General features: G+C 49.7%; 23 protein-coding genes and 1 other RNA gene. 18 read left to right on the top strand and 6 right to left on the bottom strand.

Translation table 11 applies throughout. The features are described from left to right. Window positions 1–205: 205 nt before the first annotated feature. Window positions 206–1,528, top strand: coding sequence for a murein transglycosylase domain-containing protein (locus tag BV405_RS09870; protein ID WP_176330104.1), 1,323 nt, complete (start codon window positions 206–208; stop codon window positions 1,526–1,528). Between the two features lie 103 nt (window positions 1,529–1,631). Here BV405_RS09870 and BV405_RS09865 read toward each other — a convergent pair whose 3' ends face one another. After that, on the bottom strand, window positions 1,632–2,153 hold the full coding sequence (locus BV405_RS09865; protein ID WP_086480686.1) for a hypothetical protein: 522 nt from the start codon (window positions 2,151–2,153) through the stop codon (window positions 1,632–1,634). Between the two features lie 548 nt (window positions 2,154–2,701). Between BV405_RS09865 and folE the strand changes: the two genes are divergently transcribed. From folE to BV405_RS09840, 5 genes are all read left to right on the top strand, one after another. After that, window positions 2,702–3,256 (top strand): GTP cyclohydrolase I FolE, encoded by a 555-nt coding sequence (gene folE, locus BV405_RS09860; RefSeq protein WP_086480685.1) that lies wholly within the window; start codon window positions 2,702–2,704, stop codon window positions 3,254–3,256. 44 nt (window positions 3,257–3,300) lie between these two features. After that, a complete protein-coding gene (gene folX / locus BV405_RS09855; RefSeq protein ID WP_086480684.1) occupies window positions 3,301–3,696 on the top strand; it encodes a dihydroneopterin triphosphate 2'-epimerase in 396 nt (131 codons plus the stop codon). Between the two features lie 2 nt (window positions 3,697–3,698). Next, the gene (locus BV405_RS09850; RefSeq protein WP_086480683.1) at window positions 3,699–4,031 is read left to right on the top strand and encodes a thioredoxin family protein; all 333 of its coding nucleotides are present in this window, start codon (window positions 3,699–3,701) and stop codon (window positions 4,029–4,031) included. A 50-nt stretch (window positions 4,032–4,081) separates the two neighbouring features. Beyond that, the gene (locus BV405_RS09845) at window positions 4,082–4,348 is read left to right on the top strand and encodes a hypothetical protein (protein ID WP_086480682.1); all 267 of its coding nucleotides are present in this window, start codon (window positions 4,082–4,084) and stop codon (window positions 4,346–4,348) included. Between the two features lie 119 nt (window positions 4,349–4,467). Beyond that, entirely contained in the window at window positions 4,468–5,205 is a 738-nt protein-coding gene (locus BV405_RS09840) for a TIGR04219 family outer membrane beta-barrel protein (protein WP_086480681.1), read from the top strand. Window positions 5,206–5,279: 74 nt separating this feature from the next. Here the strand turns inward: BV405_RS09840 and BV405_RS09835 are convergent, their stop codons facing one another. Further along, window positions 5,280–6,440, bottom strand: a complete 1,161-nt coding sequence (locus BV405_RS09835) for a trypsin-like peptidase domain-containing protein (protein WP_086480680.1) — start codon at window positions 6,438–6,440, stop codon at window positions 5,280–5,282. A gap of 173 nt (window positions 6,441–6,613) precedes the next feature. On the opposite strand from BV405_RS09835, the gene BV405_RS09830 reads away from it, so the two are divergent. Continuing rightward, window positions 6,614–7,372, top strand: coding sequence for a Nif3-like dinuclear metal center hexameric protein (locus tag BV405_RS09830; RefSeq protein WP_086480679.1), 759 nt, complete (start codon window positions 6,614–6,616; stop codon window positions 7,370–7,372). 38 nt (window positions 7,373–7,410) lie between these two features. Here BV405_RS09830 and BV405_RS09825 read toward each other — a convergent pair whose 3' ends face one another. Further along, a complete protein-coding gene (locus BV405_RS09825; RefSeq protein ID WP_086480678.1) occupies window positions 7,411–7,854 on the bottom strand; it encodes a Z-ring associated ZapG family protein in 444 nt (147 codons plus the stop codon). Window positions 7,855–8,193: 339 nt separating this feature from the next. On the opposite strand from BV405_RS09825, the gene zapE reads away from it, so the two are divergent. From zapE to BV405_RS09785, 8 genes are all read left to right on the top strand, one after another. Beyond that, window positions 8,194–9,285, top strand: a complete 1,092-nt coding sequence (gene zapE / locus BV405_RS09820; RefSeq protein WP_086480677.1) for a cell division protein ZapE — start codon at window positions 8,194–8,196, stop codon at window positions 9,283–9,285. Window positions 9,286–9,505: 220 nt separating this feature from the next. Then, a complete protein-coding gene (gene rplM / locus BV405_RS09815) occupies window positions 9,506–9,934 on the top strand; it encodes a 50S ribosomal protein L13 (RefSeq protein WP_086480676.1) in 429 nt (142 codons plus the stop codon). Between the two features lie 13 nt (window positions 9,935–9,947). Next, on the top strand, window positions 9,948–10,340 hold the full coding sequence (gene rpsI, locus BV405_RS09810; RefSeq protein WP_086480675.1) for a 30S ribosomal protein S9: 393 nt from the start codon (window positions 9,948–9,950) through the stop codon (window positions 10,338–10,340). A 330-nt stretch (window positions 10,341–10,670) separates the two neighbouring features. Further along, on the top strand, window positions 10,671–11,264 hold the full coding sequence (petA, locus tag BV405_RS09805; protein ID WP_086480674.1) for a ubiquinol-cytochrome c reductase iron-sulfur subunit: 594 nt from the start codon (window positions 10,671–10,673) through the stop codon (window positions 11,262–11,264). After that, a complete protein-coding gene (locus BV405_RS09800) occupies window positions 11,264–12,520 on the top strand; it encodes a cytochrome b (protein WP_086480673.1) in 1,257 nt (418 codons plus the stop codon). Before petA ends, BV405_RS09800 begins: the two co-directional genes overlap by 1 nt. Further along, entirely contained in the window at window positions 12,520–13,281 is a 762-nt protein-coding gene (locus BV405_RS09795) for a cytochrome c1 (RefSeq protein WP_086480672.1), read from the top strand. The genes BV405_RS09800 and BV405_RS09795 overlap by 1 nt, the downstream gene beginning before the upstream one ends. 114 nt (window positions 13,282–13,395) lie before the next feature. Then, complete coding sequence (locus tag BV405_RS09790; RefSeq protein WP_086480671.1) at window positions 13,396–14,028, top strand: glutathione S-transferase N-terminal domain-containing protein; 633 nt, start codon at window positions 13,396–13,398, stop codon at window positions 14,026–14,028. 11 nt (window positions 14,029–14,039) lie between these two features. Next, window positions 14,040–14,462 carry a ClpXP protease specificity-enhancing factor gene (locus BV405_RS09785; RefSeq protein ID WP_086480670.1) on the top strand — a complete coding sequence of 141 codons (423 nt, stop codon included), beginning with the start codon at window positions 14,040–14,042 and terminating at the stop codon, window positions 14,460–14,462. Between the two features lie 104 nt (window positions 14,463–14,566). Here BV405_RS09785 and BV405_RS09780 read toward each other — a convergent pair whose 3' ends face one another. The 3 genes from BV405_RS09780 to BV405_RS09770 are packed head-to-tail and all read right to left on the bottom strand — an operon-like array spanning window position 14,567 to window position 17,491. After that, window positions 14,567–15,163 (bottom strand): phosphoheptose isomerase, encoded by a 597-nt coding sequence (locus BV405_RS09780; protein ID WP_086480669.1) that lies wholly within the window; start codon window positions 15,161–15,163, stop codon window positions 14,567–14,569. A 14-nt stretch (window positions 15,164–15,177) separates the two neighbouring features. Further along, window positions 15,178–15,543 carry a YraN family protein gene (locus tag BV405_RS09775; protein ID WP_086481157.1) on the bottom strand — a complete coding sequence of 122 codons (366 nt, stop codon included), beginning with the start codon at window positions 15,541–15,543 and terminating at the stop codon, window positions 15,178–15,180. A 40-nt stretch (window positions 15,544–15,583) separates the two neighbouring features. After that, the gene (locus tag BV405_RS09770; RefSeq protein WP_086480668.1) at window positions 15,584–17,491 is read right to left on the bottom strand and encodes a penicillin-binding protein activator; all 1,908 of its coding nucleotides are present in this window, start codon (window positions 17,489–17,491) and stop codon (window positions 15,584–15,586) included. A 212-nt stretch (window positions 17,492–17,703) separates the two neighbouring features. Between BV405_RS09770 and rsmI the strand changes: the two genes are divergently transcribed. The 3 genes from rsmI (at window position 17,704) to rsmH (ending at window position 20,141) form a co-directional block, all read left to right on the top strand. Next, window positions 17,704–18,549 (top strand): 16S rRNA (cytidine(1402)-2'-O)-methyltransferase, encoded by an 846-nt coding sequence (gene rsmI, locus BV405_RS09765; protein WP_086480667.1) that lies wholly within the window; start codon window positions 17,704–17,706, stop codon window positions 18,547–18,549. 213 nt (window positions 18,550–18,762) lie between these two features. Continuing rightward, an RNA gene (gene rnpB / locus BV405_RS09760) (RNase P RNA component class A) lies at window positions 18,763–19,124 on the top strand. 78 nt (window positions 19,125–19,202) lie between these two features. Then, window positions 19,203–20,141 carry a 16S rRNA (cytosine(1402)-N(4))-methyltransferase RsmH gene (gene rsmH / locus BV405_RS09755; protein ID WP_086480666.1) on the top strand — a complete coding sequence of 313 codons (939 nt, stop codon included), beginning with the start codon at window positions 19,203–19,205 and terminating at the stop codon, window positions 20,139–20,141. Window positions 20,142–20,155: the final 14 nt, after the last annotated feature.

The raw sequence follows: 20,155 nt of genomic DNA, 5'->3' as shown, positions 1-20,155 counted from the left end.
CAGAGGCTTATGTCATTGTTTTGATGGTCTGAATGGACAAACCGGGGGATCTCTTTAAAATTTCTCCCGGATCGTATCACTCATTGTAAAACCCTATTTGAAGTACCAGAGGTAGCAGGCAGGGATGTTGAAATCATCGGCAAATCACCAAGACGGGCAGAATACACTTCAGAGGCTTTTTCCTCGCTGGCGCACGGTTACGCTGGTGTGTACCACTCTGCTGTTGACCGCTTGTGTGAATACCTCCGGCCACCAGAGCAGAAGTCAGGATACCTCACAGGTAAAGCCTCCCAAGAGTCTGGTGCCTCAACCGCCACCGGGTGGCTTCAGTTCTATCTTCAGTAGTGCGCCAAAGCGTGAACCGGCAGCGGCATCGTCTTCCGCAGTGGTTAGTTCTGGTATCGCTCAGGAAAGCTCGCCGGTAGCCAAGGCAATTCAGGATGAGGAGGCCGCAACCTGGATCTCCCGCTATCCCGCCCTGGCTAAGGAGTATGAACAGTACAGGTCGGAACTGGAAAAAGAGTATCGCCAGTACGAGCAGAAGGTGCAGAAACTTAAGCAGAAAGCTCGGGGCTACTGGGGTGATGGTAATGTCCATGAATCAGGTTCCGATAAGTACGTAAAGTATGGCACCGGTTATACCAGCCGTGGTGAAGTGGATTTCGCCAAGGGTAATATCGTTGTGGAGACAGTTGAGGAGCGTGATCATAAGAAGCGCCTTCAGGAAGCGATTGTGACTACCCTGCTGACGCCGGATAACGCCCGTGATCCTGAGCTGTTTTCGGATCAGGGGATCACTCTGCGCGGCCCTTCTGTATTGGAAGGTCAGGTTAAGGATCACGAAGGTGTGATTGTGAAGTGGGAGTGGCGGGCGAACCGTTACGCCGATTGGCTGGTGGAGAATAAACTGCAGAAGGTTAACTCCGGCGGTAAAACTATCTATCGGATTGAGATTCCGATGGAGGCGAACCATGAACAGGTTCGTGGGCAGAAATATGAAGATCTGGTGCGTAAGTCGGCACAGCAGTATGGCGTACAGGAATCTCTGATCTACAGCATTATGGAGACAGAAAGTCACTTTAACCCTTACGCCACCAGTCATATTCCGGCTTATGGCCTGATGCAGGTGGTGCCGAGTACTGCTGGCCGTGATGTGTTTCAGCGTATTAAAAAGCGCAATGACCAGCCGACCCGCAGCTATCTGTTTAATCCGACCAATAATATCGATACCGGAACCGCTTATCTGAGTATTCTGGATGATATCTATCTGAAGGATGTTAAGCATCCTCTGGCGCGGGAATACTGTGTCATTTCAGCTTATAACGGTGGGGCGGGTAACGTACTGCGTACTTTCTCAAGGGATCGTAAACATGCAGTTAAGGTGATTAATAGCCTGACACCGCAACAGGTTTATGTGAAGCTGAATCGTAGCCACCCTAGTGCGGAATCCCGTAAATACATCGAGAAAGTCGTTAAGGCGAAGAAGAAATACGATGGAATGGCTGTGGCCAGAAATCATTATCAGTAATCGGAAGTCGGGATCAGTAAATTGCTGATCGCTTTGTTTCAGCTGTAAAAAAGCCCCGTGAAGATCACTTCACGGGGCTTTTTTGATTCAGGTCGGGACCAGATTACTGTGCAGAGGCGGCATCCGGGTTGTAGTTCCGACGCTGAATATTGATCTGTTCAGTCTGGTTAACAACCAGAGCGATATCAGCAGATTGCTGCAGCTTCAGACGGTAATCGACACCTGCCTGCAATACTGCTTTGTTGCAGGTAGAGCCAACGCATGGCTCAGAAATACCCTGACTGCCCGCATTGTTGATCACAACCGCATCCATTACACCATCAAAGATATGACCATTAGGTTCAACACACAGAGCGCGGTTAACGTGCAGAGTCAGTTTACCGCTATCAATTTCTGCATCAGCAGACAGCAGGCAACGCTCCGGAAGGGTTGCACCGGTTTCAGAACCGGTCGCTTTCAGCAGCAGGTGAGAAACAGTTTCACCCTGAGAGATGCTCTTGTCGATCAGAACCTGTACTTTCAGAACGGTGTCCGTGGGCAGTTGGTAACCTTCCGCTGCAGATGACTCAGCAAAAGCGGGTAGGCAGGCTCCTAGCAGGGCAACAGATGTCAGTAATCGTTTCATAGCTCACCGTCTCAGTTAGTACAGGTTTTGTACGCCGCTCCGTCAATGAGCTGGAGTACAGAATTAGCCGGATATGCGGGGCAGAAATGCTCTGCCCGGGTATCCGATTGTTATGATCTGGGCTGCAGAATGCTCGGTATACGGGAAGAATTTATCTTCAAAATCAATCCCGTATCACATCAAAAAATGATGCAGCCTGATGATCTGGCTTAAAGCGTGCGCAGTATAACAGATCCGGATAATTAGTCTGTTTTTGCTGTATATCCCGAGACAGCGACAGTGTTTCTCTGAACAAACAGCTTTTTCCGGATATTTATGTCGAGGCTAAATTTTACGCGCAAAGATTATGCTTGACTGGGATGGTCAGGTAAAATGGACAAATTGTCGCACCCCGTCGATGACGAAAGTGCGCTATGATTGCCGCTTTTTTACAACAGCCGATCAATCTCTGAGCCTTATGGATTCAGCCTGTAGCGTAAAGTTCCGGGAGGATTCTATATCAGTCAGAGATCATATATCTTGATTTTGATTAACCCTAAGGCACTGCAATGACAGAAAAACTGACCGGTCTTTACGAAACTATCCTGACTGAACTGGGTGAGAACCCTGAGCGTGAAGGTCTGCTGGATACTCCGAAGCGAGCTGCAAAGGCGATGCAGTATCTGACCAAGGGATACAACGAGACACTGGAAAGTGTGACCAATGGTGCGGTTTTTGAATCAGAAACCGATGAGATGGTTATTGTTAAGGATATCGAGCTGTACTCCATGTGTGAGCACCATATCCTGCCTTTTATCGGTAAATGCCATATCGCATACCTGCCTTCCGGCAAGGTACTGGGCTTATCCAAGTTTGCACGTATTGTTGATATGTATGCTCGTCGTCTGCAGATTCAGGAGAATCTGACCAAACAGATTGCTGATGCCGTTATGCAGGTAACCGGTGCTCGTGGTGTTGCGGTGACTATTGAAGCCAAGCACATGTGTATGATGATGCGCGGTGTAGAAAAACAGAACTCTGTGATGAAGTCTTCTGTCATGCTGGGTGCCTTCCGTGAGTCTCAGTCTACCCGCATGGAATACCTGCAGCTGATCAGCAAATAAGCTCTTTTATTTTGCCTGGGCGGTTGCCCGGATAAGGATCTGATATGCCATTACATGCCGTAAGTAACGCCAGTCGTGGTCACAATCTGGCAACTATCCAGATTAAGAATCTGCGACTGCGTACTTATATTGGAATCAATGAAGATGAGATTGTGAATAAGCAGGACGTCATCATCAATATCACGATTCAGTATCTGGCTGACCGCGCAGTTAGCTTCAACCATATTGATGAAGCGCTGAACTATCGTACGATTACCAAGGCGGTTATCGCCCATGTGGAAAATAACCGTTTTGCCCTTTTAGAGCGCCTGACCCGGGAAATTCTCGATATCATCATGTCTTATGAGCAGGTTCAGGTTGCTCAGGTTGAAGTAGATAAGCCTCATGCACTTCGTTTCTCCGATTCTGTCTCGATCACCTTATCTGATCATAGAGATTGATAATGACTGCCTTTGTAGAGGCTTGTAATCCGGATGAGATGGCTGTTTCATCCGGTTTAGCCTTTCTGCTGTTCTCAACGCCGGATTGCGGTGTTTGCGATGCCCTGAAAATCAAGTTGCCTCAGTGGGCTGAGTCTCAGGGCTATAAGGCCGAGTTTCGTTGGTTAAACTTGTCTCGTTTCCCGGAGGCTTCAAGCCGCTTTCAGGTGTTGTCTGTCCCTACGTTGATTGTTTCTCTGGATGGTCAGGAGCTTACGCGGCAATTACGTCATGTGAACCTGAGGCTTATTCAGGAGCAGATTGCACGTCCATTAGCTCTCTGGTCTGAGCCCTGATATTTCTTCATTATTTCCCTGTCTGAATTTTTCTTTTGGAGACCTGTCTTATGCAAGGCCTGATTATTTCCTTTGATGCGGCGACTCAGGAAGGCGTTATTCGCTCCGAATCCGGTGAAGAGTTTACTTTTGATCTTACGGGCTGGCGTGGAAGAGGCCTACCGGATGCGGATGTTGCCGTCAGTTTTGAGGCGCAGTCGGATGGTCGTGCAAAACAGGTCTTTAATCTGCCTGCTGGCCAGTTGAAAGCGGTGGGGACTCAAAAGATCAGCAGTGATGAGGTGTCCGTGCCTTGGTATAAAAAGTTGGGTTTGTAATAGCCTGTGAGCCAGATCACAGAGTTACCGAATGGTATTGAAAAAATACAGATAAAAGTGGGCGCAAGACTAATTTTGCATACAATAGCCCCTAAAGTTCATGGACAGAGGTTTCCTCGATGTTGAAAAAATTAGCTCCTTTAAGTTTAGTGTTCGCAGCCATGGGTGCTCAGGCAGATACAATAGGTCTGCATGCTGGTTTAGGCATGTGGCAACCGGATTTGAGTGGTAACTTTAGCTCAGGATCTGCGACAAACTTCGATATTGAGAAGGATCTGGGTTATTCCGATACTACGGCTAATACATTCTATGTTGCTGTTGAGCACCCTATTCCTGTTGTTCCTAACCTGCGTATTGAAAATACCAGTCTGTCAGAAAACAGTTCCGGATCTATTACGGGTACCTTTAATGGCCAGGCTTATAATGGTTCCGTAAAAAGTACAGTTGATCTGAGTCACACTGATTTTACTGCTTATTATGAGTTCTTGGATGGCTTAGCTTGGTTAAATCTGGATGCAGGTCTGACGATTCGTCAGCTTAATGGTGAGATTACGATTGATAGTAACTCATTAGATATTGATACCCCGGTTCCATTATTTTACGGAAAAGCAGCAGTAGACCTACCTTTTGCTCCGTTCCCTGTTTCAGCGGGGGCATTGGTTAATTATCTGAGCGTTGGTGGTGTAACCGTTTCTGATCAGCGCTTTTATATTGCTGCAGCGGCACCTCTTGCTGTTGTGGATTTAGGTGCCGAGGTTGGTTATCGTAACTTTGGTATTGAGCTGGATGATGTTGGCGATCTTAACGCTGATATTACAGCAAGCGGCCTGTATGCAAGTGCAACAGTTCATTTCTAAGCTTTCCGCCTGATTCAAAAAAGCCCCTGCTGTTATTCAACAGCAGGGGCTTTTTTATGTCACCGGTATTTAGATTATTGATTCTGTGGTGGAGTAGGGCGCCTGCCCACTTCTGCTGACAGTGTCAGCGTCTCTCCGGAGCGGAATACTGTAATACCGATCATTTCACCCGGGCGTTTCTGGGCAATCCTGTTCATGGTGCTTCGCCCGCTGATAACGGCATCCCCTTCGACATGAGTGATGATATCTCCTGGTTGCATACCGGCCAGATGAGCAGGCCCGTTACGAAGCAGTCCCGCAATCAGGATGCCGCGACCATCCCGAAAGCCGAAAGAGTTCGCCAATGCCGGAGTCAGCTCCTGAACTTCGACCCCGAGCCAGCCACGAACTACGCTACCTTCACGGATAATATCGATCATAATCTGGCGGCTCAGGTTGGATGGAATAGCAAAGCCTATTCCCTGTGAACCGCCAGATTTACTGAAGATAGCAGTATTAATCCCCAGTAATTCTCCCCGTGGATTGATGAGTGCTCCGCCGGAGTTACCCGGGTTGATCGCCGCATCAGTCTGAATAAAATCCTCAAAGGTATTGATGCCCAACTGATCCCGGCCTGTAGCGCTGACAATGCCCATGGTTACCGTCTGGCCAACACCAAAAGGGTTGCCGATTGCCAGAACCACATCGCCAACTTCGATATCATCTGAAGGCGCAATCGTGATGACAGGAAGGTCCGGCAGTTGGATGCTGAGAACCGCAAGATCAGTTTCCGGGTCGGTACCAACGACTTGAGCAATCGTCTCCCGGCCATCCTTCAGGGCTACTTTGATCTCATCGGCTCCGGCAATAACGTGGTTATTGGTCAGAACATAGCCATCCGCACTGACGATCACGCCAGAACCCAGGCTCGATTGCAGTCGTTGCTGGCGAGGTACACCGTTGTAGCCAAAAAACTGTCGGAAGGCCGGATCCTGTAATAAGGGATGGGTCCGTTGTTCAATAATTTTGCTGGTATAAATATTCACCACTGCAGGTGATGCTTGTTTTACCGCATCGGAATAGCTGAAAGGACCGCTGAGTTTCGGTGTATTAGCGGCCTGTGCAGCTTCAACAAATACAGGCTTGGGGCTCGCCGCATTTTTGGTGTTGTCAGGCGAGGTTTGCTGGTTGATGGTCAGGCCAATCACAACGCCAGCTAATACCGGTATGGATAAATAGCGAAATAGTTTTTTCATGAAAAACTCATTACTGATTCGGACAGGGTTCAGTTTATATGGTGTTTGTAACGTAAAATTCAATCGGATGACAGTCTATGTCGCTCTTTAGTGAGAGGCTGGCTGTGGTAAATCGTCGCGCTTTACCCATGTTATGATGTTGTTTGTATAACAAGTTGTTTTGGAGTGGTTAGATGCTGGCGTTACAGGAACTGGTTAAGCAGTTAGATACTTTGCTGGACTCACAATCGTTTAAAGATTATTGCCCGAATGGCCTGCAGGTCGAAGGTCGCCCTCAGGTTCGTAAAATTGCGACTGCAGTGACAGCCAGTCAGAATATTCTGGATCAGGCTGTGGCAGAAGGTGTTGATGCGCTTTTGGTGCATCACGGTTATTTCTGGAAGAATGAATCTCAGACATTGACCGGTATGAAATACCGCAGACTTTCTACTCTGATCAAAAATGATATCAGTCTGCTGGCTTATCACTTGCCACTGGATGCCCATAATGAGCTAGGTAATAACGTTGAGCTGGCGCGAATTCTTGATTGGCAGGTTACTGATGGTCTGGACGCAGGTAACCCCAGAAGCATAGGCTTGGTGGGAAGCGCTAAAAGGGATAAAACCCTTGGTCAGATTACAGAGCGTATTCACAGAGAGCTGGATCGTGAGCCACTGGTGATTGGAGAGCTGTCGAAAGAGATCAACAAAATCGGTTGGTGTACCGGAGCTGCGCAGGGATTTATTGAGCAGGCGGCTGATGCTGGTTGTGACCTTTATATCAGTGGCGAGATCTCGGAAAACACCGTTCATGCAGCCAGAGAGCTGGGGGTGGCCTATATTGCTGCAGGTCACCATGCGACCGAGCGTTACGGCGTGCTGGCGCTGGGCAGATGGCTACAGGATAATTATGGTATTGAACATATTACTCTGGATGAAAAAAACCCGGTATAAACCGGGTTTTTTTACAGGGAGGAGTCTCAGTTTGAGGGTCAGAGGCCTTTAGGTGGCTCTGGTATTTTTTCCCGTTCTAAGCCAAAGTCCTCGGACAGGGTTCCTGATGATTTCGGAGCGTAATCCATCGGTACCTGATAGTCATCACCGTCGAAGGAATCCTGTTGGCTGCTGCGACCTTTTTTGCTGATGCGTTTGTAAAGCGATGCATCATCGCAGAAGCTCTCAGCACCACTCTGCAGATGTCCAACAAGGCTCTGATAGTTTTTTTCCATGTTTGCCAGCAGTTCATCGGTGCGGGCAAAGTGTTCGCTGACATTCTCATTAAGACGGGCCAGTTCCATCTCTTTCTGATTCATGCGCTGCTTAAGATCCGAGCTTTCACCAGTGTTAGCATTCAGCAGGTGATAGATCAGCGCACCAACACCACAGCCCACGATAAAGGTCAGAATAATAAGGGTCCAGTCGATATTGGCTTCCATAAATGACTCCTTAACTACTTGGATGACATCGGCAAAGAGCAATGATGTCCTAACGTGCTGATTATTATACAGGGTATTCGGTCACGAAGACCAACCGCATATTATTCAAATATATAAAATATTGGATTTAATGCGAGCCATAAATCTTCTTTCTTCTATATATGGGTGATATTCATTCTTTAAGGCTAAGGTCTGTGTTTGGGTGTTGCTGTGCAAACCGGTATAATGCCGCCCACTAATTTTTGGCCTCACCGTCTCTTATCTTCAGGTTTCGCTGATGGCTGCACTTAACTTAAGTGACATAGTGGTTTTTTCTGTACAACCTTCGGAAGCAGATTTATGACACCTTTAGAGCGCTACAAACAAGATCTTGAACGCGATGACTTCAGCTATGATCCGGCACAGGAGATGGCGGTGAAGCATCTGCAGCGTCTGTACGATGATCTGGTTGCGTATCAGCCGCCTAAAAAATCATTCCTGAAGAGTTTGTTTGGTAAGCCGGAAGCTAAAGAGCCTGCGATGGGGCTGTACTTCTGGGGCGGTGTTGGCCGAGGCAAAACTTACCTGGTTGATACCTTCTTCGACAGTCTGCCGTTTGACGAAAAGATGCGTGTCCACTTCCACCGCTTTATGCAGCGTGTTCATGATGATCTGCGCAAATTTGATGGTGAGAAGAATCCTCTGACACTGGTTGCTTCCAATCTGGCATCTGAGATTCGTGTGCTGTGTCTGGATGAGTTTTTTGTAAAAGACATTACAGATGCCATGATTCTGGCGGGTCTTCTGGGAGAGCTGTTCAAAAACGGTGTTTCTCTGGTGACTACCTCTAATATTGTGCCTGATGGCCTTTATGAGAATGGTCTGCAACGTGCACGTTTCCTGCCAGCGATCGATCTTCTGAAGCAATACACTGAAGTGGTAAATGTGGATAGCGGTGTTGATTACCGTCTTCGAGCTTTGGAGCAGGCTGAGATTTTCCACTATCCGCTGGATGCGGCAGCCAATGAAAGTCTGACCAAAAGCTTTAAGAGTATTGCCTTGGGTGAAGGTAAGACCGATATCGCTATCGAGATTAACCACCGTCAGATGAAAACTCTGCGTATCCACGACGATGTGGTCTGGTTTGACTTTGATGAGCTCTGTGATGGCCCGCGTAGTCAGAATGACTATATTGAACTGGCAAAAGAGTTCCACACTGTATTTCTGAGTGATGTGCCTCAGATGAAACGTGATACAGATGATCAGGCGCGTCGCTTTATCAATCTCGTTGATGAGTTTTACGATCGAAACGTGAAGCTGATTATCTCGGCTGAAGCCGGTATTCCGGATCTGTATCTGGGCGGTAACCTGAGTTTTGAATTTGACCGAACAGTTTCCCGTCTGCTGGAAATGCAGTCACATGAATATCTGGCTCGTGAGCATCGCCCGTAGGCTTTTGCCGCGACACTTTTTTCTTAAAGATGGAGGCGCGAAATATTTAACGGATTTGCCGGTTAAGGGGCTTAACTTTGACCGATGAAGTCGCTATACTTCGCGCTCCTTTTTTAAGGTAATGAACGTTGCAATGGATCTGCAACCAATAAAAATAGGCAACTGGTCCATCGGGACGGGAATGAATCTCTGATCGTAAGACCGATATAGGCTATTAATTATGAAAACTTTTAGTGCAAAACCAGAGACCGTAAAGCGCGACTGGTATGTTGTCGACGCAGAAGGTCTGACCCTGGGTCGTTTGGCTACTGAGCTGGCTCGTCGCCTGCGCGGTAAACACAAGCCTGAGTACACTCCTCACGTTGACACCGGTGACTACATCGTTGTTGTTAACGCTGAAAAAGTGAATGTTACTGGTAACAAAGCAAAAGACAAAATGTACTACCGTCACACCGGTTTCATCGGCGGTATCAAGTCTATGTCTTTCAACCAGATGATCGATCACGCTCCAGAGCGTGTTATCCAACTGGCCGTTAAAGGCATGCTTCCAAAAGGCCCTCTGGGTCGTGCAATGCAGGCAAAGCTGAAAGTGTATGCTGGTGAAAACCACCCACACGCAGCTCAACAGCCGCAAGAACTGAAACTTTAATAGGAAGATAAACATGTCTGCAACTCAGTATTACGGTACCGGTCGTCGTAAGACCTCTACAGCTCGTGTATTTATGCGCGCTGGTTCTGGCAACATCGTTGTAAACGGTCTGCCTCTGGATGAATACTTCGGTCGTGTTACTGCACGTATCGTTGTTCGTCAGCCACTTGAGCTGACTGAGAACACTGAAAAGTTCGACCTGAACATCACTGTTAAAGGTGGTGGTGATTTCGGTCAGGCTGGCGCTATCCGTCTGGGCGTAACTCGCGCTCTGATGGAGTACGATGAGACTCTGCGTAAGTCTCTGCGTGAAGCTGGTTACGTAACCCGTGACGCTCGTAAAGTTGAGCGTAAGAAAGTGGGTCTGCGTAAAGCACGTAAGCGTCCACAGTTCTCCAAGCGTTAATTCGCTTACAGACCTTTATCGGTTTGTTATCAAAAAGCGCTCAGGCCCTTGCGTCTGGGCGTTTTTTTTGCCCGCAGCACAACTATCTATCTCTAAGTTGATCTGGCTCAAGCGGCTTTTAAACGTAAGGTTTAACCTTGCTGCCTTCGCGCCGGATATGCAACTAAGGCATTATTTTTACAGGGTTATATTCCCTTGTGTTGCGGTGCCGATTTTTTTACTATTTGTGCCATTTATTTTCCGTGAAAAATGGCAACGGGTTAAGTTGCTTAATTTAAGTTGCATAACCCTTTGAAATTTAACGGGTTGGTTGATGGGAGAGACCTTACGATGAGTAATGACGGCGTAAACAAAGGGCGTCGCCGTTTCCTTCTCGGCGCAACATCTGCAGTTGGTGCAGTGGGCGTTGTTGGGGTAGCGGTTCCCTTTGTAGCATCCTGGAACCCAAGTGCGAAAGCACGGGCGGCAGGTGCACCGGCTAAGGCTGATATTTCTAAGCTGGAACCGGGTCAGCAAATGACCATTGAATGGCGTGGTAAACCTGTATGGGTTGTTCACCGTACGCCTGAAATGATCGCTAACGTGGAAAAACTGAACGATCAGGTAGCTGATCCGAATTCAGAAGTTCCACAGCAACCTGAGTACGTGACTGGTGTACTGCGCTCTATCAAGCCTCAGTATGCTGTAATGATCGGTATCTGTACTCACCTGGGTTGTTCTCCTACCTATCGTCCGGAAGTGGCTCCTGCTGATCTGGGTGAAGACTGGCTGGGTGGTTTCTTCTGTCCGTGTCACGGTTCCCGTTTTGACCTGGCTGGCCGTGTTTATAAGAGTGTTCCGGCTCCTGTGAACCTTGAGGTTCCTCCGTACAAGTACGAGTCAGACACTACTATCGTAATCGGTGTAGATCAGGAGAAAGCATAATGGCTGGTAACCGTAATAAAGGTAATCCGGGCCTGATGGGCTGGATTGATGATCGTTTCCCGGCTACGGCTATGTGGGAAGATCACCTGAGCAAATACTATGCTCCTAAAAACTTCAACTTCTGGTACTTCTTCGGCTCTCTGGCGCTGCTGGTACTGGTTAACCAGATCCTGACCGGTATCTGGCTGACGATGAGTTTTAACCCAAGTGCTGAAGGCGCTTTTGCTTCCGTAGAATACATCATGCGTGATGTGGAATACGGCTGGCTGCTGCGTTATATGCACTCCACAGGTGCTTCTGCATTCTTCGTGGTTGTTTACCTGCACATGTTCCGTGGCATGATGTACGGTTCCTATAAAGCCCCTCGTGAGCTGATCTGGATCTTCGGTATGGCGATCTATCTGGCTCTGATGGCTGAAGCTTTCATGGGCTACCTGCTGCCATGGGGTCAGATGTCTTACTGGGGTGCTCAGGTAATTATCTCCCTGTTTACTGCAATTCCGGGCATTGGTCCTGATCTGGCGCAGTGGGTGCGTGGTGACTTCCTGATCTCCGGCATCACTCTGAACCGTTTCTTCGCTCTGCACGTTATTGCGCTGCCGATCGTTCTGCTGGCTCTGGTTGTTCTGCACATCATTGCTCTGCACGAAGTGGGTTCTAACAACCCAGACGGTAACGACATCAAGAAACACAAAGATGAGAACGGCATCCCGCTGGACGGTATCCCATTCCACCCTTACTACACCCTGAAAGATATCGTAGGTGTAGCTGTGTTCCTGTTCGTGTTCTGTGCGATCATTTTCTATGCACCGACCATGGGTGGTTACTTCATCGAGGCGCCGAACTTTGAGCCGGCTAACCCGCTGAAGACTCCTGATCACATTGCTCCTGTTTGGTACTTCACGCCGTTCTACGCGATGCTGCGTGCGATTACCTTCCCTATGTTTGGCTTAGACGCTAAGTTCTGGGGTGTGGTTGTAATGGGTGCTGCGATTGCGATTCTGTTTGTTCTGCCTTGGCTGGACAAGAGCCCTGTTCGCTCTATGCGCTACAAAGGCTGGATCAGCAAAATCTTCCTGGTTCTGTTCGCGATCAGCTTCATTATTCTGGGTGTTCTGGGTGCGCTGCCTTCTACTCCGGGCCGTACTGCTCTGGCACAGCTGTGTACTGCGATCTACTTCGCGTACTTCATTCTGATGCCTTGGTACACCAAGTTTGAATCCACTAAACCAGTGCCAGAGAGGGTTACAGGCTAATGAAAAAGCAACTGATTGCACTGATTTTAGCGCTGGTACCGTTTACGGCGCTTGCAGCAGGTGGCGGTAATGTTCACCTGGATAAAATGGAACCTGACCTGTACGACAAAGCGTCTCTGCAGAATGGTGCAAAACTGTTCGTGAACTACTGCATGGGTTGTCACTCTGCACAGTTCCAGCGTTTCGCGCGTACAGCTGAAGACCTGGGTATTCCTCAGGACGTGATTGAAGAAAACCTGATTTTCAGCAGCTCTCTGAAGTATAACGATCAGATGCGTATCGCTATGCAGAAAGAAGATGCAGCTGTATGGTTCGGCGCAGCTCCTCCGGATCTGAGTCTTGAGACTCGTCTGCGTGGTGCTGACTGGGTATACACTTACCTGCGCAGCTTCTATGCTGACGACAGCCGTCCTTGGGGCGTAAACAATGCTGTATTCCCTGATGTAGGTATGCCAAACGTTCTGGCTCCTCTGCAGGGTATTCAGGAAAAAGTTTGTGATCCTAACCATCACGTAGCAGAAGTTGATCCTCTGACAGGTAAGCAGGTTGGCGAAAGCTGCCTGAAGATCACCAAAGAGGGTGCGATGAGCAAGGCAGAGTTTGATAAAGCTGTCTACGACCTGACTAACTTCATGGTATATGCTGGTGAGCCTTCCAAGCTGGAAAGCAACCGTATCGCTCCATGGGTACTGGGTTTCATCGTAATTCTGTTCTTCTTCGCATACCTGCTGAAGAAAGAGTACTGGCGCGATATTCACTAATCGTTAGCCGGCGATGACAAGAGCGTGCAGCCCTTTGCGGTTGCGCGCTTTTTTTGCTCAGAGAGCAAAGTTATGCTTTTATTATGGGCCTGAAAATTTGATAGGGGTTAGACAATGGGTGTAGCAGCCAAGCGTTCTTCGATGACGTTTTATTCCAACGGTGAAGATCATTACAGCCATCGTGTTCGTATTGTGCTAGCAGAAAAGGGAGTTGCTGTAGATATTCTGGATTGCCTTGAAGCCAATAAGCCTGCTGAGCTGGCCGATATCAATCCATACAACAGCCTGCCCACGCTGGTAGATCGTGATCTGGTTCTGTATGAGCCGAACGTAATGATGGAGTATCTGGACGAGCGTTTCCCTCATCCTCCGTTGTTGCCGGTTTATCCTGTTGCCCGTGCACAGAGCCGTCTGTGGATGCACCGTATCCAGCGTGAGTGGTGTGTACATGTTGATATCATCACAGCGAACAAGGATGAGAAAGCTGTTGAGCAAGCCCGTAAAGAGCTGCGTGAAGGTCTGATCGGTATCAGCCCGATTTTCGAAGAGCTGCCTTACTTTATGAGCGAAGAGTTCACTATTGTGGATTGCTGCATCGCTCCGATCCTGTGGCGTCTTCCGGCTCTGGGTATTGAGCTGCCTGAGAAACAGGTTCAGCCTCTGATCTCTTACATGAATAACCGCCTCTTTAACCGCGAAGCTTTCCAGGCAAGCCTGTCTGAAGCTGAGCGTGAGATGCGTCTGTAATTGGATCTGTTATGTCTTCCAGTCGTCCGTATTTGATTCGTGGGCTGTACGAATGGTTAGCTGACAACGATCTGACACCTTATCTGGCTGTTGATGCCACCATTGAAAATGTGATGGTGCCATCTCAGCATATTCAGGATGGTCAGATTGTGCTCAATATTGCCATGAGTGCGGTACGCGAGCTGGATATCTCAAATGAAGCCATTACCTTTTCTGCCCGTTTTGGCGGTGTTCCACAGCAGGTCTATGTGCCGACAGCTGCGGTATTAGCGATTTATGCAAAAGAAAATGGTCAGGGAATGGCCTTTGGTCACGAGCCGGAATTACCGGATCCTGAACCTAAAGGTCCTGTTGCGGTAGAGACTGAGTCTGAGCCGGTCAGGGAAGAAAAAGAAACAGCGGCTAAGCGCCCTTCTTTGCGGGTGGTTAAATAACGCTGTTTCAGGAAGGGGATAAAGCTTCCGGATATAGAAAAGGCGCCTCAAGGCGCCTTTTTTGTTTTCGTTGTCCCGTCCTGAATAAGACTGGCTCCTTATGGTTAGCCTTCCATTGCACCAAACAGCTGGTAATCGATCAGATCGCACAGGCAGTGCATAGCCAGCAGTTGTACTTCCTGAATACGGCTTGGTTGATCCGCCGGTGCCCGAATCTCAAAATCCTCACTGCTTAAAAGTGAAGCAACATCACCACCATCACCGCCGGTCAGGGCGATCACTGTCATGCCTCGTTCGTGGGCGGCCTGAACCGCCTGAACCACATTGTTGGATTTGCAGCTGGAAGTAATCACCAGAAGAATGTCACCTGGTTGGCCGAGAGCCAGAACCTGTTTGGAGAAAATTTCGTTAAAGCTTCCGCTATTGGCGATGGCGGTCAGTGTGGAGCTGTCCGTCGAGAGTGCCATTGCCGGTAGGCTTGGGCGGTCTTTTTCATAGCGGTTCAGCATCTCTGAGGCAAAGTGCTGGGCCAAAGCAGCTGAGCCACCGTTGCCGCAGGTGAGTATCTTGTTGTCATTGATCAGACAGTTCACAATCAGTGCGCTGGCATGCTCAAGCAAAGGGGGAAGCATCTCACTGGCTGTGGCCTGAGAATCGATGCTGCTGTGAAAATTAGCAATGATGCGGTCTTGTAAATCCATGGTCTGTTCTCAATTCAGGCTGTGACGGCTGATGGTATCCAGCTGATCTCCCTTGCTACGCTATTTGGATTATCGTTTATAGCCACGACATCAATTCGCCAGGGAGAGGTAATATTGTTTTTCTGGCAATAAAGCAGCGCTGATCGAATCAGCTTTTCCTGCTTGCTGCGGGTTACCGTTTCCGCAGGGCTGCCAAATCTTTTGTTCTTACGATAGCGAACTTCAACAAACACCAGTGTATCTCTGTCCTGCATGATGAGGTCGAGTTCGCCGGTCTTAAAGTGTACATTCCGCTCTAAGGCTGTCAGTCCATGGGAGATCAGATAGCTCTCTGCCTCGTCTTCTGCCTTGTAACCTGCTTTCTGTGTAGGTGATGTCATTTTCAGCATCCTTGCTGAGTTTTAATTCTTTATCGTCGGATTAACCATCGCTTTGTGCGGCTGGTGATACCAGGTATTGGCGCATTACCGGGCGGCCGCGAACAAAGGTTGCCCACTCAAGCTGACGCTGAATGGTCTGGTTACCCTGCATGGAAAGCGCGCCTGTCGCGCCATAAACCTTGCTGTCCGGCAGAGCTTGCAGCATGCGTAGGCGACCTGCCAGCTGAAGGGCATCTGTGCCCATGGCAAACAGGCGACCGTAGCGGTTGGTTTCGTCCGGCCAGGCTTTGTCGATCTGGCGTTTCAGGCTGGAGTCGTTTTCCAGAAACCAGGGGATATCACAGAAGTTGATGCCGTTAAGATCCTGATCTCGGGAAGGTGAAGCTTTGCCGTTATACAGGTGTGACGTGGCGTAAACCGGAAGGTCAGCGGCGTAATAGAAAGCCAGTGCCGGTTTAACCTGACGGGCAGTTGCCGGTGTCGCAACCAGGAACATCATATCGATATCCTGACGGCGGCGAGGCTCAAATTCGATCTTCTGATCCAGAATCTGGCTCATACGACGCCAGCGGCGCTCGCTCTTATCGACCTCAAGCATCTTCTCAATGCTCAGTCCCAAGTTGGTTTTGCCTGAGTACATAGCTGTTTCCGCAACGGTTCCACCCTGTTCAGACCAGGTGGTTTCAAAAGCGGTCAGAGCACGGCCACCCCAGTCGCTGGCAGGTGTCAGGGTCAGGGCCCGTTTTTTACCATCCTGCCAGGCTGTCTTAGCGGCCTGAGAGGCTTCATCTTCTGCGGAGATAGCGTACTGGAATAGCTGATTGTTTTCTGTCTCAGCATTGGTGCCGTAATTAAGTGCCAGGGTAGGGAGAGCCAGTGCGCCGCGTTCCTGAAGTTCGGTTACCTTGTTTTTCGACAGCGGGCCGATAGCAACTTCAGCACCGGCGGCCATGGCTGCACGGTAGAGTTCATCAAGACTCATGGTGTTGCTATCGTAAAAGCTGAGCTTAGGCGTGGCTGCTGATTGCGCGCGGGCATCAACAGCAGCTGCGACAATACCGTCACGAATCGCGTTACCTGCTCGGGCGAGAGGACCTGATTGAGGCAAGAATACAGCGATATGCTGCACCGGGTTGCGGCTGATTTCGACGAGGAAGGCCATATCCCGTGGCAGTGCCAGAGCGCCCGGGTGATCGCTCCAGTGGCGCAGCCAGCGGCTCAGTTCTGCATTGAACTGATCCAGATTGTTTGCGGCTTCTTTACGGACGCGGGCAAGATCCAGCCAGCCCCGCAGTTCATCATCCTTTTCACTGTCCATCAGAGAGCGGATATCATTCAGGGTGATATTCAGCAGTGCCTGCCAGAGCTGTTCGTAAGCCTGTTGCGCAGGTTGACCGGTCTGCTGACGGGCCAGTAGCAGGTACTCGCGGGCGCTGGCCTCGTGATAACCCAGAATGCCATAAGCGTGAGCACGATAAGCGGTCAGCGACATCTGCTCAGTAGGCGACAGGCGGTCATAAATCAGGTTGCCGGTATTGTTCAGGGCGATCAGGGCCTGCCAGCCTTCACCTGTACCCAAGCTCAGTTCAGCGGAAAGGAAAACAAAACGCTTCTGCAGGCTGAATGGCAGTCGGTAAGCATGAATTTTTGCCAGCAGACGCAGAGCTGCGTCGGGCTTGCCTTCCTGTGCTAGAATCTCGGCGGCGCGAAGCTGGTAGACCTGAGCCTGATCGAAGCTGGATTGCTGAGCAAGCAGTAACAGATCTTCTGCGGTGAGTTTAACTTCCTGCTTTTCTGTAATCTCAGGAGTGCTGTCCGGTTGCGGCTTTTGTGTAGAGCTACCGCCACAGGCTGCCAGCATGGCGATGACAGGAATAGCCAGCCAGCGATGTAATTTCAGTGGTGCTTTGAGGTTTGGATTGCAGGTTTGCTGTTCACGAGCAGGCATAGTCAAACTCTTATTTCAGGATCGTCTGGTCACAAGATCGTCTTGGTTAAACCGGCGCTTTTCATAAAACGCGCCGGAAAATGGTTCAGCAGGCAAAGATGTTTAGTTAACAAGTCGTAACTTTAGTGTTTGCAGATTGCCTGAGCTGATCTTTCTCTATGTTTTCTAACGATTTTTAATCGATATATTAACCGATAAAACAGGGTGTCAGGATGTCCGAGTCCGTATTGTACGTGGTTGCTACGCCGATTGGTAATCTTGCCGATATTTCAGAGCGAGCATTAAGTGTTCTGCGATCCGTGGATCTGATTGCAGCGGAAGATACCCGTCATACCCGTCAGTTGCTGATGCACTTTACCATCAATAAGTCTCTGTTTTCGGTGCACGATCATAATGAACAGCAGCGTATCGAAAAGGTGATCGCTGAGCTGTCTTCAGGGCAGAGTATTGCACTGGTTTCTGATGCCGGAACTCCCCTGATCTCTGATCCGGGGTTTCATGTGGTGCAGGCGGTACGTGATGCCGGTTTTCAGGTGGTTCCTGTGCCAGGGCCTTGCGCCCTTGTGACCGCTTTATCCGCAGCAGGTATGCCGACGGATCGCTTCTGCTTTGAAGGTTTTCTGCCGGCGAAAAGCAGTGGTCGAAAAAAACAGCTGCAACAGGTGGAAGCTGAAACCCGAACGCTGGTGTTTTACGAATCCCCGCACCGTATAGTCGATTCTCTGACCGATATGGCAGAAGTCTTAGGGGGAGACCGTCTGATTACGGTTGCCCGTGAGCTGACTAAAACCTTTGAAACTTTTTTTACCGGAACCTTAGAGAAGACTATTGCCTGGATGCAGGCAGATGCTAACCAGCAGCGTGGTGAGTTTGTTCTGGTGGTGGCAGGTGCTCCTGTGAAAGAGGATGAGGAAGCCGCTGCGGTTTCAGCTGAGAAGGTGCTTAAGGTTCTGCTGGAAGATCTGCCGGTGAAGCAGGCGGCGGCACTTTGCGCCAAGATAACCGGGCAGAAAAAAAATGCTCTTTATCAACAGGCGCTTGAACTGCAAAAGTCCTGATCGTGTCTTTATAGCAGGGTGGCCTGTTCGGTTTGAGGGGCTTTTTTCTGGCTGTGAGGGTTCTCAGAAAGCTGTATTTTTCCGGTAGCTATTCCGGGACGTTGTCTGTGGAGCAAAAAGTTTCCAGGTCTTTGGTTTTTGAGGGCTTTTCCCGTGATTTATGGGCAAAAACTGGTTGTCTGGGGGCGGTGATCCTTATATCCTAGCTCGCTTGGAGTTGGCCAGGCAGTCGCTGCCTTTACAGCTTGCTGTAAAGGGGGAGGAAAGTCCGGGCTCCATAGGGCAGAGTGCCAGGTAACGCCTGGGGGGCGCGAGCCTACGGAAAGTGCAGCAGAGAGCAGACCGCCGATGGCTTCTTCGGAAGTACAGGTAAGGGTGAAAGGGTGCGGTAAGAGCGCACCGCGTGACTGGCAACAGTTCACGGCATGGTAAACCCCACTCGGAGCAAGACCAAATAGGAACCCTAAGGTGCGGCCCGCACTGGGTTCGGGTAGGTTGCTTGAGACCAGTGGTAACGCTGGTCCTAGATGAATGACTGTCTACGACAGAACCCGGCTTATCGGCCGACTCCACATCATTTTGCAACGCCGCGCCAGAGCTTTCTGGCGCGGCGTTGATCCGGTTTAACCGCAAATCAACAATCAGATCTCATCATGACTCAAGCTTTTCAGCACCTGACCGTTTTGTTGAATGAAGCCGTAGAGGCTTTGGTTCATACGCCATCCGGCACCTATGTAGATGGCACCTTTGGTCGGGGCGGCCACTCACGTCTCGTTCTTGAGAACCTGAATGAGCAGGGAAAGCTGTACGGTATCGATAAAGACCCTCGTGCGCTGGAAACCGCGAAGGTACTGGAAGGCGAAGATAGTCGCTTTAAAGTGTTCCGTGGCTCTTTCGCTGAGCTGGATCAGTTTGCCGCTCAGGAAGGTATGGCTGGTCAGCTGGATGGTATCCTGCTGGATCTGGGGGTTTCTTCGCCTCAGCTGGATGATCCGGAGCGTGGCTTCAGCTTTATGAATGATGGCCCGCTGGATATGCGTATGAATCCTGATGCCGGTCAGTCAGCGGCTGACTGGGTGAATTCCGCACCGGAAGAAGAGCTGATCCGTGTGATGAAGGATTACGGAGAAGAGCGCTTTGCCCGCCGTATGGCTCGTGCGATTATCGAAGAGCGTAAGCAGGAACCGATTCTGCGAACCGGTCGGCTGGCTCAGATCATTAAGGATGCGAATCCTGCCTGGGAAAAGGGTAAACATCCGGCGACCCGTGCGTTTCAGGGTATCCGAATCCACATTAATCGTGAGCTGGAAGACCTTGAGATCTGCCTGCAGCAATCGCTGGATCTGCTGAAGGTTGGTGGTCGTCTGGTCGTGATCAGCTTCCACTCGTTGGAAGATCGTCTGGTAAAACGCTTTATGCGGGATATGGCCAAGGGTGATACCCATCTGCCGCCGGGCGTGCCTTTTACTCAGGAGCAGCTGAATATTCGTCTGAAACTGCTGAGTAAAGCGATTAAACCTTCCAAGCAGGAAGTACAGGCTAATCCCCGTTCCCGAAGTGCGGTGATGCGGGTTGCGGAGCGCGTGGCCTAAGCCGCTTCGCCCAA

Origin of the sequence: Oceanospirillum sanctuarii, from assembly GCF_002150805.1 — a bacterium.
Lineage (GTDB): Bacteria > Pseudomonadota > Gammaproteobacteria > Pseudomonadales > Halomonadaceae > Oceanospirillum > Oceanospirillum sanctuarii.
This window is presented reverse-complemented; position numbering and strand designations above follow the sequence as displayed.

Bases quoted from the DNA above. Each gene is read 5' to 3' on its own strand.
- BV405_RS09790 (WP_086480671.1), top strand. From the start codon at position 13,396: ATGGGTGTAGCAGCCAAGCGTTCTTCGATGACGTTTTATTCCAACGGT.
- BV405_RS09845 (WP_086480682.1), top strand. From the start codon at position 4,082: ATGCAAGGCCTGATTATTTCCTTTGATGCGGCGACTCAGGAAGGCGTT.
- BV405_RS09800 (WP_086480673.1), top strand. From the start codon at position 11,264: ATGGCTGGTAACCGTAATAAAGGTAATCCGGGCCTGATGGGCTGGATT.
- folE (WP_086480685.1), top strand. From the start codon at position 2,702: ATGACAGAAAAACTGACCGGTCTTTACGAAACTATCCTGACTGAACTG.
- BV405_RS09840 (WP_086480681.1), top strand. From the start codon at position 4,468: ATGTTGAAAAAATTAGCTCCTTTAAGTTTAGTGTTCGCAGCCATGGGT.
- BV405_RS09825 (WP_086480678.1), bottom strand. From the start codon at position 7,854: ATGGAAGCCAATATCGACTGGACCCTTATTATTCTGACCTTTATCGTG.
- BV405_RS09850 (WP_086480683.1), top strand. From the start codon at position 3,699: ATGACTGCCTTTGTAGAGGCTTGTAATCCGGATGAGATGGCTGTTTCA.
- BV405_RS09780 (WP_086480669.1), bottom strand. From the start codon at position 15,163: ATGGATTTACAAGACCGCATCATTGCTAATTTTCACAGCAGCATCGAT.
- rplM (WP_086480676.1), top strand. From the start codon at position 9,506: ATGAAAACTTTTAGTGCAAAACCAGAGACCGTAAAGCGCGACTGGTAT.
- petA (WP_086480674.1), top strand. From the start codon at position 10,671: ATGAGTAATGACGGCGTAAACAAAGGGCGTCGCCGTTTCCTTCTCGGC.
- BV405_RS09795 (WP_086480672.1), top strand. From the start codon at position 12,520: ATGAAAAAGCAACTGATTGCACTGATTTTAGCGCTGGTACCGTTTACG.
- rsmI (WP_086480667.1), top strand. From the start codon at position 17,704: ATGTCCGAGTCCGTATTGTACGTGGTTGCTACGCCGATTGGTAATCTT.
- BV405_RS09775 (WP_086481157.1), bottom strand. From the start codon at position 15,543: ATGACATCACCTACACAGAAAGCAGGTTACAAGGCAGAAGACGAGGCA.
- BV405_RS09835 (WP_086480680.1), bottom strand. From the start codon at position 6,440: ATGAAAAAACTATTTCGCTATTTATCCATACCGGTATTAGCTGGCGTT.
- BV405_RS09785 (WP_086480670.1), top strand. From the start codon at position 14,040: ATGTCTTCCAGTCGTCCGTATTTGATTCGTGGGCTGTACGAATGGTTA.
- BV405_RS09770 (WP_086480668.1), bottom strand. From the start codon at position 17,491: ATGCCTGCTCGTGAACAGCAAACCTGCAATCCAAACCTCAAAGCACCA.
- BV405_RS09865 (WP_086480686.1), bottom strand. From the start codon at position 2,153: ATGAAACGATTACTGACATCTGTTGCCCTGCTAGGAGCCTGCCTACCC.
- zapE (WP_086480677.1), top strand. From the start codon at position 8,194: ATGACACCTTTAGAGCGCTACAAACAAGATCTTGAACGCGATGACTTC.
- rpsI (WP_086480675.1), top strand. From the start codon at position 9,948: ATGTCTGCAACTCAGTATTACGGTACCGGTCGTCGTAAGACCTCTACA.
- BV405_RS09830 (WP_086480679.1), top strand. From the start codon at position 6,614: ATGCTGGCGTTACAGGAACTGGTTAAGCAGTTAGATACTTTGCTGGAC.
- rsmH (WP_086480666.1), top strand. From the start codon at position 19,203: ATGACTCAAGCTTTTCAGCACCTGACCGTTTTGTTGAATGAAGCCGTA.
- folX (WP_086480684.1), top strand. From the start codon at position 3,301: ATGCCATTACATGCCGTAAGTAACGCCAGTCGTGGTCACAATCTGGCA.